The sequence below is a fragment of the Streptomyces rishiriensis genome, from assembly GCF_030815485.1.
Classification (GTDB): Bacteria; Actinomycetota; Actinomycetes; order Streptomycetales; family Streptomycetaceae; genus Streptomyces; species Streptomyces rishiriensis_A.
Genome location: NZ_JAUSWV010000002.1, coordinates 2,962,596 through 2,977,457 on the forward strand (window position 1 = coordinate 2,962,596; position 14,862 = coordinate 2,977,457).

Below are 14,862 nucleotides of genomic sequence, written 5' to 3' on the forward strand. Positions count from 1 at the left end.
AATTTATTTTGAAGTTTGTGTCACCTACAGTTCGCCCTGTGAAGCGCATACTCCTGAGATCGGGGAAGAGCCCCTTCGACGTCGTCCCCGTCGAGGAAGCCCTCCACCGCGACGTCATCGCCACCAACTCCGGCAACCTGATCTTCAGCGATGCCGCCCACAAGATCCTCACCACGCCGGACTCCGAGGTCTTCTCGAACGGCATGCGTACGGATGTGAACGCGGCGGCCCGTATCAACGAGGAGTACGACGCCTTCGTCGTGCCCCTCGCCAACGCCTTCCGGCCGACCTTCGAGCAGCCGCTCCAACGGCTGACCCGGCTCATCGGGAAGCTGAAGATCCCGGTCGTGGTGATGGGAGTGGGCGCGCAGACCGGTGTGACCTACGACCCGGCGCGGCTGAAGCCCATGGAGTCCAGCGTGCGCGCCTTCTGCGCGGCGGTGCTGGAGCACAGCGCCTCCATAGGCGTGCGGGGCGAGTTCACCGAGCAGTACCTCAACGACATGGGCTTCCGAGACGTCGAGGTCATCGGCTGCCCGTCGATGTTCATGCACGGCGACCGGCTGCCCGTCGAGAAGAGGACGGCGGCGCTGACCGCCGAGTCGCGGATCGCCGTCAACGGCTCGCACACGGCGGTGCGCGGCGGTGGACTGCACAAGGTCATCACCCGCACCCACGAGCGCTACCAGAACCTGCGCTACATAGGCCAGAACCTCACCGACGCCAAGCAGCTGCACTGGCGGGACGTGAACTCCCCGGCCGGCCGGATCACCGAGATGCCGACCCACCCCGACCACCCGATGTACCGCGAGGACAAGGCCCGGGTCTACATCGACCCGATCACCTGGATCGACGACCTGCGGGACTTCGACTACTCGTTCGGCTCGCGCATCCACGGCAACATCGCGGCGCTGCTGGCGGGCACGCCCGCGACCGTGCTGGCCTTCGACTCGCGCACGCTGGAGCTGTGCCGCTACTTCGAGATACCGCACCGGCTGCTCAGCGAGGTGCCCGCGGACCTCGACCCGGCCGAGCTGTACGAGGAGGCCGACTTCACCGCGCTCAGCGGCAACCACAAGGAGCGCTTCGACCGGTTCACCGCGTTCCTGGACAAGAACGGGCTGCCGAACACCTTCACCCACGGCGACGGCGGCGTCGCCTTCGAGAAGAAGCTGCGCTCGCTGTCCTTCCCGTCCGGCGTGCGCCCCTGGAACGACGCCGATCTCACCTCGCTGGCCGACCGCTTCGGCTGGCTCCAGCAGCGCATCACCGAACTGGACTCCGAGAACGCCCAGTTGAAGCGGGACCTGGCGAAGAGCCGGCCCGGCGCCAAGGCCGCCGCCAAGGCCGCCGCGGTCATCCCCGCCCCGTCGATCTACCGTCGGGCGAGGCGCGTGGTGGGCGGCCCGCTGCGCCGCGCGCTGAAGCCGGGCAAGTAGACCCCGCCGAGCACGACCGGGGCGGCACCGCACGCCGGCTCACACGGCCGCAGTGCCGCCCGGTCGCATCGTGCGCCGCAGTCGGCGGAGTCTGCGGCGGACCTTGCGGGCGAAGCCTCGGAGGAAGGTCTCGGTCGGGTCGTTGCGCCAGCCGGGGAAGTTCTTCGCCTCGCGGGGCTCGGCCAGGTAGATCCGGTCCGGCAGGCCGGCCGTGCGGGAGCCGTAGTGCGGATAGGCCAGGTAGAGCTGGGTGTTGCGCTTCTTCAGGACCGGAGCGGGCTCCTTCTTGGCCGCCATGAACTCGAGCACGTCCACGAGGAGTTCGGGTCGCCGACGGGCCACCAGCTCCAGCCGCAGCCGCTCGTGCACCAGGAGCCGCTGGGCGACGCCCTCGTTCCAGTAGGCGTCCATCAGCGGCTTGGCCAGCTCCAGCTTGGTGCGCCGGATCTCCTCGTCGTTCCTGAGGAAGACCGGCCCGAACTGCGGCAGCACGGTGACGAGGAAGGGGCGGACCATGAGCACGTCCCGCTTGGCGCCGGGCGGGACGAGCCGCTCCAGCAGACCCATCAGAGCGCGCGCGGAGTCGAAGCGCAGGGTGTAACTCCCGCTCTTCGTCACATGCTTGCCGTCGGTGCGGCCCACCAGGTAGTAGCAGGTGTAGTCGGCGACCACGGAGACGCCGTCGGCCCGCAGATAGGCCTCCATGGTGAACAGGGCGTCCTCGCCGGTCCACAGCGACTCGTCGAAGCGCATCCCGTGGCGCTCCAGGAACTCCCGGCGGAACAGCTTCTGCGCGCTGAGGGTGAACTTGATGTTGGAGGAGTACACGTCCGTACGGTCGAGGGTCTTGCCCCACATCGACCTGGGCGGCTTGCGGTTGATGCCCTCGACCCGGCCGAGGACCACGTCCGTGCCGTTGCGGTCGGCCATGGCCACCATGCGCTCCAGGGCCTCGGCGCCGAGCCGGTCGTCGGCGTCGAGGAAGAAGACGTAGCGACCGGCGGCCTTGGAGAGGCCGACGTTGCGCGGGCCGCTGGGGCCGCCGGAGTTCTCCTGGCGGACCACGGTGACGGCCATGGGGGCGCGAGCGGCGAACTCCTCCAGGTACTCCCCCGTCCCGTCCCGGGAACCGTCGTCCACGGCGATGACCTCCCAGCGCGCCGCGTCCAGGGTCTGCGCCTCGACCGATGCCAGGCACTCGACCAGGTACGGCATCGCTTCGTACGCCCCGATGACCACCGTGACGTCAGGCTGCGCGGTCACTTGTCCCTCTCATCACACACCGGTTCCACCACAAGAACACTTTGGATACCCGGTAGACGAAGGATGAACGGGGTGGGTTGCCTGGGTTTCGGTACGTGTCCCACATCACAGAGAGTACGACAGGCCGGGCCCCCGGAGAGACCTCTCCGGGGGCCCGGCGCGGAAAATACGGACGTCAGGCTGCCGTAACACCCTTGGGCAGTTCCGTCGCGTCGTCCGGCGCGGCACCGACCGCGTCGTCCATCGTGGCCGCGCGGGATTCCTGACCGGCGTTGCGTGCCTCGGCCTTCAGCGCGAGGTTGGTGACCGCGGTGTCGAACTGTTCGAGGGAGGTGGGCCGGTCGGGTCCGAGCAGGTACTCCTTGAGTTCCTTGCGGTCCTTGGCCAGCGGATCGGCGTCCGGGTCGTGGACCGCGTCCAGCAGCTGGTCCAGCTCGGCGGCGCTGTTGCTGAGGATCACCGCCGCGCGCACGGCGGTGTTCTGCCGCCTGAACTCCTCGGCGCCCAGGTCCGCGGAGTCCGCGACCGCATACGGTTTGCCGCTCGCGATGAAGTCGGAGACCACGCTGGAGATGTCCGAGACCATCGCCTCGGAGGCGTTGAAGCAGTCGTACAGGCGGGGTCCCGCGCCGGTGATCACCCGGTGCTCGAAGGAGGGGAAGGAGCGCCAGTAGGCGTCGTTCCACTCGGCGCGCAGCCGGGCGGCCTCCTCGTGCTTGCGGATGTCGACGATGCCGTCCCGGCTCGTCACGGCCTCGTCGGCGCGCTCGTCGAAGGCGAGGGCGAGGCCGTCCAGCCGGGCCTTGAGGCGCGTCAGTTCCGCCTTGGCCTCGGCCTCGGACGCCGGGTCCGCGGTGAAGCGGGGGTCGCCCGCGCGCTGGGCGGCGGCCTTCTTGATCAGCGCGGTGATCCGCCGGTGCGCGGCGCCCGCCTTGGCGCTGCGGGTCCCGGTGAAGGGGTGCGGCTTGTACAGGACGCGGACCGGAGGATCGGCCGCGACCAGCTTCTTCACGATGTTCTCGCCGGCCAGCAGGAGCGAGGTGTTGCCCGGGTTGTCGTCCCAGCCCTCCCAGGTGGGGGCGTACAGGACCGTCGCCATACGGCCCTCGGGGGCGCCCTCCGCGGTCCTGATCGGCGCCAGCTGCGGACGGCCGACCTCCACGATGTCCTCGTCGCGGATGCCGACGTCGGCGATGGCGTAGCGGTCGCGGCCCGCGCGGCCCGCGGTCCACACCTCGTCGTAGACCTTGCTGAACGGGTTGACGCTGGCGAGCTTGTCGCTGTCGCCGTGGCCGATGAAGACGTGCTTCATGGTCGGCACGCGCAGCAGGTGGATGTTCTTGCCGACGTTCGCGCAGTACAACGCGACCCGCACCATGGACAGATCCATGTTCATCAGGTGCACCCCCCCGGGCACGCAGACGACAGGGACCGACGTGGGCGCCATCTTCTCCAGGACGGTGCGCTCACGCAGGATGACCAGGGGCCGGGACTCCATCTGCTCCATGGTCTCCAGCCACATGTTGACCTGGTAGGCGGAGTCGTCGGAGCCGGAGAAGTAGAGCACCGTCTGCGGCCGGTACTCGCGCAGCCAGGCGCTGACCGTGCCCAGCACCTTGTCGGCCTTCGGCGGCAGCCGCTTCGCCCGCAGGTAAGGCACCAGCGCCAGCACGTACAGCGCGCCGAGGACCAGGGTGACGCCGATGCCGGCGAAGCCCGCGGGCTCGGAGTCGGCGAGCGCGCCGACGAGGAGGCCCACGACGGCCGCGAGGTCGAGGTGGAGCATCTTCACCGTGGCGCGGCTCAGCAGCAGGCGCGGCGGGGCGTCCGGTATGCGCAGCCTGGAGGCAAGGTCGACGTTCCTGGTCACCACCGGCATCTGGCGGCGCTTGCCGATCAGCGTGACCAGCGCGCCGTGCGGGGCCTGGAGCCCGAAGAACACCGTGAAGCACGCGATCGCCGCGTAGAAGACCGGCTCCTGCGAGAGGTCGAGTCTCGCCAGCAGCAGGATCAGCAGCAGCTCGCGGACCAGGAACCGGGTGGACAGACCTGCCCGCACCTTGCCCAGGAGGCCGATGAGGCGACTGCCCTTGCGGTGGAGATAGAGGTCCGCCAGGTACGTCACGGCGGCCGCGACGGCGAAGGCGGGGGCGCTCGGGACGAGAGCGGCCGCCATGAGGCCGGGGTAGCCCAGCATCATGAGGGCCGCCGCGGCCAGTTCGGCCGCGCTGCCCACCCGGGCTACGCGAATAGCGGTGGATATCACGGAGAAACCTGCTCTGGGAGGGGGCCGATCATAAGTACTAAAAGTCCGGAAAATCCTTATGTGAAGATTTCGGGAGTTTTACGGATTCAGGCCTCTGTGAATTCTCCGTAAACAGGGAGCCACAGAGGCCTGAAAATTCGATGGCTATTTCCGATGGATTATGCCACGCCATCCTGTCGGTCGAGCACTCCGGCCAGCGCCTGCTCGAAGCCGGAGGCGCGGCCGGCGGCCGCCGTCGGGTCCTGCTGGCGGACGTCGATGACATGCCCGGTGAGTTCGGAGAGCAGCACGTCGAGCGAGGTGCGGGCGACCGCCTCGGAGGACAGCAGGCTGCCCGCCGGCTCCTGCCCGAAGGCCTTGGTGCGCATGGGCGTCGCCGTGCGCTCCGGGTTCACGCAATTCACCCGGATGCCGTCACCGGCCCACTCGTCGGAGAGGGCCTGGGTGAGATTCACCATCGCCGCCTTGGTGGAGGAGTACAGGCTGTACTCGGCGCGTCCCCGGGTGTAACTGCTGGAGGTGTACAGCAGCAGTTGCCCCTTTGTCTCCGCCAGGTACTTGTACGCCGAACGAGCGATCTGCACCGGCGCCAGGTAGTTGACCTTCAGCGCTTCCTCGATGGTCGCGTTGTCCGTCTCGGCCAGCTTGCCGATGCGCAGCACGCCCGCGGTGTTGACGACGTAGTCGATGCGCCCGGTCTCGCTGTAGGCCTTCGACAGGGCGTCGTCGACCTCCTCCGGGTTCTCCACGTGCGTGCCGGTGGTGGAGCGGCCCAGGGCGTAGACCGTGGCGCCGTAGGACTCGGCGAGCTCGGCGATGTCCTTGCCGATGCCGTAGGAACCGCCGAAGACGACCATGGTCCTGCCGGTGAGGAGCTCGCGGTAGACCTCCTCGCCGTTCTGCTCGGGGGCGGCGGAGGAGGCCAGCTGGAAGAGCTTGTCGGCGATGAAGACGTCGACGGGCTGGGTCACCTTCATGTTGTACTCGTCGCCCGCCACGACGTGGATCGGCACGTCCGGCAGGTAGCGCAGCACGACGGTGCAGTCGTCGGTGGCCTGGAAGTTGGGGTCGCCCGCCGCCACCTCGTAGGCCCGGCGGATGGTGGACAGCTTGAACGCCTGCGGGGTCTGGCCACGGCGCAGCCGGGAGCGGTCCGGGATCTCGGTGATGAACTCGCCGTCCTCGCCGTGCGTACGCGTGACGATGATGGTGTCCGCGGACGGGATGGCGACGTCGACCGCCTGGTAGCGCTCCAGCGCCGTGACGCAGTCGTCGATGACCCGCTGCGAGAGCAGGGGACGCACGGCGTCGTGGAAGAGCACGTTGAGGTCCTCGCCGTCGGCCAGCCCCTCGCCCAGGGCCGCGATGGCGCGCTCGGTGGTCTCGTTCCGCGTGGAGCCGCCCTCGATGATCTTCCGGACCTTCTTGAAACCGGCCTTGGACACGATCTTCTCGATGTCCGGCACATAGCCCGGCGCCATCAGCACGATGATCTCGTCGACCGAGTCGGCCTTCTCGAAGGTGGTCAGAGTGTGCTCGATGACTGCCTTGCCGGCGATCTTCAGCAGCTGCTTGGGGATCGACAGACCCACGCGCTGACCGGTGCCACCGGCCAGGATCACTGCGGTGGTACGGGGCTTGGCTATCTGCTGGGACACAGTGGACCTACCTCGGGGCGACAGGGAACGGGGAAATGGTCCCACTTGCGGTTACCGCGATGCAAGGTGAGCGCCGTTCGCTGCAAATGTGCGCGCAACCCGGCATTCACCTTGCGTCGCCGGTGATTGCCAGGACACCGGCGCGGCTTCCCATGGATGGTCCCTGGAAATCCTGTGAGTTACTGCACAGGGAGTATCTCATTGCCGAGAGTGACCGAGTGCCACCGCCGGCAGCGCGCCGGGCGGCGGCAGTGCCGCCGCAGTCGCTCGAGGCAGCGGTGCCCGAGGACCCGCACGAGCTCCTTCGACGAGGTCTGGTGCACGGCGCGCGCCGAACCTCCGCCGGGCCCCGCGGCCGCCGCGGCGAGCGCCCCGTACAGCGCCTGAGCGGCCACCTCCGGCGCGATCCGGGCCTCCGCGGGCGCCGGCCTCCCGGCGGGCCCCGGCACGGCGGACAGCAGGGCCGGGTCACCGATCACCCGTACGCCCGTCGACCCGATCCGCTCGGCCATCTCGGCGCCGATCCCGGTGGCCGCCCGGACCGCCCAGTCGGGTGTGGAGATCCTCACGTCGTGTGACGTCGGGCTGCACATGTTCTTCATATGCATGACCGCGCCGTTACGAACCAGCCGTGAATAGAGTTCGTCGGGAAGGCCATTACCGCGGAATTCCTTGTTGAGGGTGCGCAGCATTTCGGTCTCGGCCAGGGTGAGTGAGCGATTCGCCGTGTCCGGAACGGGCTGGAGGAGATCGGCGGGCAGCCCGAGGAGTCCCTCGAAGGCGCGCATCAGCCCGCCCCGGTCCCGGTCGTCCACCACGACGACGGTGACCCGGTCGGCCCCGACCACGCGAACCCACCGCTCGACCAGCCGGTCGTGCCGGTGCCGGCGCCAGAAACTGGGGTTGGGCTTCTCGTAGGGGGGCTTGCGGAGCATGTGCTCCAGCCACTCCTCGTAGCCCATGCGCAGGCCGTTCTGCACGTACTGCTGCCACTGCGAGGGCATGATCCGCACCAGCGGGCGCAGGGTGACCAGTACCTGCACCGACTCCCCGCCGAGCTGCTCGACGATCCGCTCGGCGGTCGCGTCGTCCGGGGCGTCGGCGAAGAACTCGCTGCTGATCACGCAGGTGTGGCGGCCGGTGGCGCGCACCTGGTCCACGAGCCGCGTCCAGTGCCGCTCGGTGGGCGCGCTGTCGCCGATCATCCCGGTCCGGGAGCAGGCCGCCAGCACGGCCTGCATGGGGTGTCTGCTCTGCGCCGGGTACGTGACGCCGTACGCCGGCAGCTTCTCCTTCGCCGCGAACAGGGCGCCCTGGATCGAGGTGGTCCCGGTCTTGTGCGGCCCGATGTGCAGCAGGCGGGTGCCGGCGGGCAGCGGGGTGGGCACCGCGTGGACGCGGAGGCCGTCGGTCGTGCCGTCCGTGGGGTTCGTACAGTCCGTCTCCATGGTCAGAGGACGGTAAGAGGGATTCCTTGGGGGACGCTGAGAGGAGCCTGGGGCCCAGATGAGTCTCCGGCTCCGGGTCTGCGTGTTCCCCCTCCGGGCCTCCGCCCGCGGTGTCGACGGCGAGGACGCTCGCGCCGACGGCGCACGGACGTCGTCGACGCGGCAGCCGCGTCGGGCAGCGAAGAAGGACCCGTGGGGGCCGGCCGACGGACGGCCGACCCCCACGGGTCCCGATGACGAGCGGCAGGAGCCGGCGGGCTAGAAGGGCTCGAAGCCCTCGAACTCCTGGGTCGCCTCGTCGCGTTCGGCCTGCTTGTCCCGGCGGCGCTGGGTCGCGGGACGCGGCTCCTCGAAGCGGTGGTCCTCGCCACGGCGGCCGAGCATCTCGGCGCCGGCCGTCACGGACGGCTCCCAGTCGAAGACGACCGCGTTGTCCTCGGGTCCGATGGCGACGCCGTCGCCGCCCCGGGCGCCCGCCTTCATCAGCGCGTCCTCGACACCGAGGCGGTTGAGCCGGTCGGCGAGGTAGCCGACGGCCTCGTCGTTGTTGAAGTCGGTCTGGCGCACCCAGCGCTCGGGCTTCTCACCCCGGACGCGGAACAGACCGTCCTCCTCCAGCGTGACGGTGAAGCCGGTGTCGTCGACCGCCTTCGGACGGATGACGATCCGGGTCGCCTCCTCCTTCGGCTTGGCCGCGCGCGCCGCGCCCACCATCTCGGCGAGGGCGAAGGACAGCTCCTTCAGGCCCAGGTGGGCAACCGCGGACACCTCGAAGACGCGGTAGCCGCGCGCCTCCAGATCCGGGCGGACCATCTCGGCGAGGTCCTTGCCGTCCGGTACGTCGATCTTGTTCAGCACCACGAGCCGCGGCCGGTTGCCGAGACCGCCGTACTGCTTGAGCTCCTCCTCGATCATGTCGAGGTCGGAGAGCGGGTCGCGCTCGGACTCCAGGGTCGCCGTGTCCAGCACGTGCACGAGGACGCTGCACCGCTCGACGTGGCGCAGGAACTCCAGGCCGAGGCCCTTGCCCTGGCTGGCGCCCGGGATCAGACCGGGCACGTCGGCGATCGTGTAGACCATGGAACCGGCCGTGACCACGCCCAGGTTCGGGACCAGGGTCGTGAACGGGTAGTCCGCGATCTTCGGCTTGGCGGCGGACAGGACGGAGATCAGCGAGGACTTGCCCGCGCTCGGGTAGCCGACGAGGGCCACGTCGGCGACCGTCTTCAGCTCCAGGACGATGTCCTGGAGGTCACCGGGCACGCCGAGCAGCGCGAAGCCGGGCGCCTTGCGGCGGGCCGAGGACAGCGCCGCGTTGCCGAGGCCGCCGCGACCGCCCTGGGCGGCGATGTACGAGGTGCCGTGGCCGACCAGGTCCGCCAGCACGTTGCCGGCCTTGTCCTGGACGACGGTGCCGTCCGGGACCGGCAGGATCAGGTCCTGGCCGTCCTTGCCGGAGCGGTTGCCGCCCTCGCCGGGCTTGCCGTTGGTGGCGTTGCGGTGGGGCTTGTGGTGGTAGTCGAGGAGCGTGGTGACCGACTGGTCGACGACCAGGATCACATCGCCGCCACGGCCGCCGTTGCCCCCGTCGGGGCCACCGAGCGGCTTGAACTTCTCACGGTGGACGGAGGCACAGCCGTGGCCTCCGTTACCCGCGGCGACATGGAGTTCGACGCGGTCCACGAAGGTGGTCATGGTAGGTGCCTCCAGCACTGCGAAAACGTTCGGGTTTCATACTGCCTAACACGCGAAAGGCGGACCCGCCTTCCCACACGGGAAGTGAGGTCCGCCTCGCGAAAGCTTCCGATCAGGCGACCGGAACGATGTTCACGACCTTGCGGCCACGGTGGGTACCGAACTCCACCGCACCGGCGTTCAGCGCGAACAGCGTGTCGTCGCCGCCACGGCCGACGCCCGCACCGGGGTGGAAGTGCGTGCCGCGCTGGCGGACCAGGATCTCACCCGCGTTGACGACCTGACCGCCGAAGCGCTTCACGCCGAGCCGCTGGGCATTGGAGTCGCGACCGTTCCGGGTGGACGATGCGCCCTTCTTGTGTGCCATGTCTCCTCAGTCCCTTACTTCGCAGCCGCGGGGATCTCAGTGACCTTGATCGCCGTGTACTGCTGGCGGTGGCCCTGACGACGGCGGTAGCCGGTCTTGTTCTTGTAGCGAAGGATGTCGATCTTGACGCCCTTGTGGTGGTCCACGACCTCGGCCTGGACCTTGATGCCGGCCAGCACCCACGGGTCGCTGGTCACAGCGTCGCCGTCGACAACGAGCAGGGTCGAGAGCTCGACCGTGTCGCCAACCTTGGCAGTGGAAATCTTGTCAACCTCAACGATGTCGCCGACAGCAACCTTGTGCTGGCGACCACCGCTGCGCACGATGGCGTACACGCGGATCTCACTCTCTCGCTCTGGGACGGCACCCCCGAAGTCCAGCCACCCGGGAACGAACACGGACGGCCTCTCCCGACCACCGAGGTAACCGGCACCCGGGAGGAAGAGGGTTTACGGGGATGTGGCATGTCAACCGACACGCCGAGGGTCAAGGCTACGGGCCCCGGCTTCAAGGGTCAAACCGGGCCGGGTGTCCGACATCGACACTTCCCACGGATCACGGTTTCGTCACAGAACCCGCTCCCCTCCTTGTCGTACCTCCCGCAACGCGCCGGTATGCCCCAATCCCCCCTCCGCCCCCCTTCGAGCGAACTTCTCTCGACCATCACGAAAACCCACGGCTTTCACATACGATCCACATTCACCGACAATCAAGATCATCTGTTGATCATGGCTGATCAACACCCTTGGGGGGGACCAGAGTTATGGCTGGAAAGAGGCGTGCCGAAATCGGCCGGAGACGGTTCATACGGCTGGCCGGAGGCGGCGCCGCCGGGGTGGCGGTCGTGGGCGGCGGGGCCGTCACGGCGATGGCGACGGGGGTCTTCGAGTCGCCCACGCCGACCGACCCGTTCGCCAACATGCCGCGGTCGATCGCGCTGAGTCTGCCGTCCGGCACGGGCGGGGAGGCTCTTCCCGTGCCGCCGCTGCCGGACCCCCTCGAGGGCGGCAGCGTCAGCGCGCCGAGCGCCGGCACGCACATCCCGTACACCGGTGGCACGCCGACCGAGACGGACGTCCCCACCACCCTGCCGTTCGAGTTCCAGAAGGCCGGCTACCAGATCGCCCCCGATCTGCCGGAGGCCATGCGGCCGTGGCGCAACCGGGCCACCACCTGGGCCAACGTCAACCTCTCGTCCGGTGACTACCACCTGAACTCCGACGGCGTGTACATGAAGTACACGGCCGACGGGAAGTCCTACGACCACCCCGTGGGGCAGATCCAGTTCGGCCTCGGCTGCATCACCAGCTACCGCGTCGAGACCGACCCGACCCGCAAGGCGGTGTTCCTCCAGCGCGCGAAGGCCCAGGCCGACCGGCTGATCGCCAAGCGCGTCGAGACCCGCGGCGCCTGGTACTTCCCGTACCCGTTCGACTTCACCCACGCCGAGCACAGCGGTGTCGTCTACAAGGCGCCCTGGTACTCCGGCATGGCCCAGGGCGAGGCGATCAGCCTCTTCGCCCAGCTCGCCGCTCTGGAGGACGGGCTCAGCGCCGACGAACGCGCCCTGTACCGCACGGCCGCCGACGGCGCCTTCGCCTCGCTGCTGCGCGCCGACAACGCGAACCCGTGGGTGGTGAACAAGGACAAGGCGGGCTACCTCTGGATCCAGGAGTACCCGTTCAAGACGGCCGGCACGGGCGACTACACGTACAACGGCATGATCTTCGCCCTGTTCGGCGTCTGGGACTACTACCGGCTGACCGGGAACGAGCTCGCCGCCCAGCTGTACGACGGCGCGTGCACGACGATGGCCCGGTACTTCACCCTGCTGCGCAACCCGCGCTGGTTCTCGTACTACTGCCAGACGCACCGGATCCCGGCGAACACCTATCACCACCACCACATCACGCTCTGGCAGCAGCTGAACTGGCAGACCAACAGCTCGGTCTTCGCCCACCAGCTGGACATGCTGATCGAGGACGTCCCGCCGGGCGTGAAGTCCGGCTCGGTGATCGCCATCGCCGCCGGCACGCACACCCTGTACAAGCTGGACACCAAGGCCGACGGCGGCTGGGTCAAGGCCAAGGCGGACAAGATCCTCAGCTCGAAGAAGGTCGTCTTCGCCCGGGCCACCCAGGCGCCGATCGACATGCGACGACGTATCCAGGGCGCGGGCGTCTGGTACCGGATCAGCGCCGGAGCGTACAAGGGCTACTGGATCGGGGAGGCCTACCCGAAGGCGTTCCTGCGCGGTGAGCACGTCACCGTCACCTACCGGGTGCCGCGCACGCTCACGATCGCCGCGAACGCCTCCGTCGAGGCGATCAGCTTCGGCACCAACGGCGTGGCCGGCACGCTCAAGACGCTGAAGTACTCCGCGTCGCACACCCTCCAGTTCGACCGCAGGGCGATGGTGAACGGGCGGTCCATGGTCCGGGTCACCTCGGAGGAACTCGCCGGGTACTGGATTCCGGCCAACCAGGTCACCACCGACGGACACTGAGCGAACGCGCTTGTGCGGGCAGGGGCCGCCCTCGTCGGACGGGCGGCCCCTGCCCGTATGCTCGCCAGGCGTAGCCAGACACCGGAAGGCGGAGAAGTGAACTACAGGGTCCAGCCCAGCGCCCAGGTCGACGCGGGTGCCGAGATCGGCGCCGGGAGCAGTGTGTGGGACCTCGCGCAGATCCGGGAGGGCGCGCGGCTCGGCGAGGGCTGCGTGGTCGGCCGTGGAGCGTACGTCGGTTCCGGTGTCCGCATGGGCGACAACTGCAAGCTCCAGAACTACGCGCTGGTCTACGAGCCTGCCGAGCTCGGCGACGGCGTCTTCATCGGTCCCGCCGTCGTCCTCACCAACGACCACAACCCGCGCTCCGTGGACCCCGAGGGCAAGCAGAAGCGCGGCGGCGACTGGGAGGCCGTGGGCGTGCGCATCGCCGACGGGGCCTCCATCGGTGCGCGCGCGGTATGTGTCGCGCCCCTCACCATCGGCCGCTGGGCGATGGTCGCCGCGGGTGCCGTCGTCACCAAGGACGTGCCGGACTTCGCGCTGGTCGTGGGCGTCCCGGCCCGCCGGGTCGGCTGGGTCGGGCGGGCCGGCGTCCGGCTGGTGGAGCGGGACGGGGAGCCGGGCGTGTGGGAGTGCCCGGAGACCGGCTCCCGCTACGACGAGAAGGACGGGACGCTCGTCGAGCGCACCGCGTAGCGACCGTCCGCGTTGACCCGGTTTACGTACCCCTGAACGCAAGGTTCACGAAATCGTTATGCGAGCGGAGCGAAACCCGAAAGCCGTGTTCTGACCACGGCTTGGACGGACACGGACAGGACGCGACACGACACGCCGCCCCGGCAGGGCAACCCACTGCGGATCCGACGCGTCCAACCCTCTGCCTACCATTTCCTTTGCTCGCAAACCCCACATGCCGCCCCCAGAAGAAGAGTGCTCTGTGAAAGTCATCAGCATCGTCGGTGCCCGTCCCCAGTTGGTGAAGCTCGCCCCCATCGCGGCCGCCTTCGCGGAGACCGAGCACGAGCACGTCATCGTGCACACCGGGCAGCACTACGACGCCGACCTCTCCGACGTCTTCTTCTCCGGCCTCGGCATCCCGGATCCCGACGTCCACCTCGGTGTCGGCTCCGGCAGCCACGGCGTGCAGACCGGCGCCGTCCTCTCCGCGCTCGACCCGGTCCTCGACCGTGAGCAGCCCGACTGGGTGCTCGTCTACGGCGACACGAACTCCACCATCGCGGGCGCGCTGTCGGCCGTGAAGATGCACCTGCCCGTGGCGCACCTGGAGGCGGGCCTGCGTTCCTTCAACCGGCGGATGCCGGAGGAGCACAACCGCGTCCTCACCGACCACAGCGCCGACCTGCTCCTCGCGCCCACCGAGGAGGCCATGCGCCACCTCGCCAACGAGGGCCTCGCCGACCGCGCCCGACTGGCCGGCGACGTGATGGTCGACATCTGCCTGCGCATCCGCGACCAGGTCCGCGCCGGCGAGTTCCCCGCTCCGGAACTGCCCGAGGGCATCGACCCGGCGCAGCCCTTCCTGCTGGCGACCCTGCACCGCCCGGACAACACCGACGACCCCGAGCGGCTCGCCGCGATCGTCGACTCGCTCGCCAAGCTGCCGGTGCCGGTGGCGCTCGCCGCCCACCCGAGGCTCGTCGCCCGCGCCCACGAGCACGGCATCGAGCTGTCCCAGGGCAACCTGCACGTCGGCCGCCCGCTGCCGTACGCGAGCCTGGTCGCCGCCGTGCTGGCCTCCGTGGGTGTGGTGACGGACTCCGGCGGTCTGCAGAAGGAGGCGTTCCTGCTGGAGCGCATCTGCACCACGATCCGCCCCGAGACGGAGTGGGTGGAAACCGTCGACACGGGCTGGAACGTCCTTGTACCCGACCCGCACACGCTGTCGCCCCAGGAGTGGGCCGAGACCGTGACCCGTGCCGTGCCGACCGACGACCCCGGCATCCCGTACGGCGACGGCCGCGCGGCACACAACGTCGTCCGTCTCATGGAGGAATGGAAGGGGGGCAGCCGGCCCGCCTGACATGAGGAACGGAAGCGGGGAGCGTGGCCGTCCGCCTGCGGACGGCCACATGTGACCCACAGTCCGTGCATGTCAGCGTGCTAGCGTCAACCGCTATGTCATCGTCTCCCCCGTCCGGGCCGCCTGCGGAAGGCAAGCGACCGCACGTCATCTATCTCGCCATCGGGTTCCCCCCG

Annotated in this window: 11 protein-coding genes; 4 read left to right on the forward strand and 7 right to left on the reverse strand. The window is 69.1% G+C overall.

Going from position 1 to position 14,862, the window contains the following annotated elements; genetic code table 11:
* The first annotated feature begins 38 nt into the window (after positions 1 to 38).
* On the forward strand, positions 39 to 1,439 hold the full coding sequence (locus QF030_RS15665; protein ID WP_307163292.1) for a polysaccharide pyruvyl transferase family protein: 1,401 nt from the start codon (positions 39 to 41) through the stop codon (positions 1,437 to 1,439).
* 39 nt (positions 1,440 to 1,478) lie between these two features.
* On the opposite strand, the gene QF030_RS15670 is transcribed toward QF030_RS15665, so the two are convergent.
* The 7 genes from QF030_RS15670 to rplU all read right to left on the reverse strand — a co-directional run bounded on the left by QF030_RS15670 (position 1,479) and on the right by rplU (position 10,471).
* Positions 1,479 to 2,702: a glycosyltransferase family 2 protein gene (locus QF030_RS15670; protein ID WP_307163293.1), complete on the reverse strand. Its 1,224-nt coding sequence runs from the start codon at positions 2,700 to 2,702 to the stop codon at positions 1,479 to 1,481.
* Positions 2,703 to 2,877: 175 nt separating this feature from the next.
* A complete protein-coding gene (locus tag QF030_RS15675) occupies positions 2,878 to 4,968 on the reverse strand; it encodes a hypothetical protein (protein WP_307163294.1) in 2,091 nt (696 codons plus the stop codon).
* A gap of 158 nt (positions 4,969 to 5,126) precedes the next feature.
* Complete coding sequence (locus tag QF030_RS15680; RefSeq protein WP_307163295.1) at positions 5,127 to 6,626, reverse strand: bifunctional cytidylyltransferase/SDR family oxidoreductase; 1,500 nt, start codon at positions 6,624 to 6,626, stop codon at positions 5,127 to 5,129.
* Between the two features lie 179 nt (positions 6,627 to 6,805).
* Entirely contained in the window at positions 6,806 to 8,074 is a 1,269-nt protein-coding gene (locus tag QF030_RS15685) for a hypothetical protein (RefSeq protein ID WP_307163296.1), read from the reverse strand.
* A 258-nt stretch (positions 8,075 to 8,332) separates the two neighbouring features.
* A complete protein-coding gene (gene obgE, locus QF030_RS15690; RefSeq protein ID WP_307163297.1) occupies positions 8,333 to 9,769 on the reverse strand; it encodes a GTPase ObgE in 1,437 nt (478 codons plus the stop codon).
* Positions 9,770 to 9,881: 112 nt separating this feature from the next.
* Positions 9,882 to 10,136 (reverse strand): 50S ribosomal protein L27, encoded by a 255-nt coding sequence (gene rpmA / locus QF030_RS15695; protein WP_007381992.1) that lies wholly within the window; start codon positions 10,134 to 10,136, stop codon positions 9,882 to 9,884.
* A 14-nt stretch (positions 10,137 to 10,150) separates the two neighbouring features.
* The gene (rplU, locus tag QF030_RS15700) at positions 10,151 to 10,471 is read right to left on the reverse strand and encodes a 50S ribosomal protein L21 (protein ID WP_007381993.1); all 321 of its coding nucleotides are present in this window, start codon (positions 10,469 to 10,471) and stop codon (positions 10,151 to 10,153) included.
* A 428-nt stretch (positions 10,472 to 10,899) separates the two neighbouring features.
* Between rplU and QF030_RS15705 the strand changes: the two genes are divergently transcribed.
* From QF030_RS15705 to wecB, 3 genes are all read left to right on the forward strand, one after another.
* Positions 10,900 to 12,642, forward strand: a complete 1,743-nt coding sequence (locus QF030_RS15705) for a D-glucuronyl C5-epimerase family protein (RefSeq protein ID WP_307163298.1) — start codon at positions 10,900 to 10,902, stop codon at positions 12,640 to 12,642.
* Positions 12,643 to 12,738: 96 nt separating this feature from the next.
* Entirely contained in the window at positions 12,739 to 13,341 is a 603-nt protein-coding gene (locus QF030_RS15710) for an acyltransferase (RefSeq protein ID WP_054244907.1), read from the forward strand.
* Positions 13,342 to 13,582: 241 nt separating this feature from the next.
* Positions 13,583 to 14,686, forward strand: coding sequence for a non-hydrolyzing UDP-N-acetylglucosamine 2-epimerase (gene wecB / locus QF030_RS15715; RefSeq protein ID WP_307163299.1), 1,104 nt, complete (start codon positions 13,583 to 13,585; stop codon positions 14,684 to 14,686).
* Positions 14,687 to 14,862 lie beyond the last annotated feature (176 nt).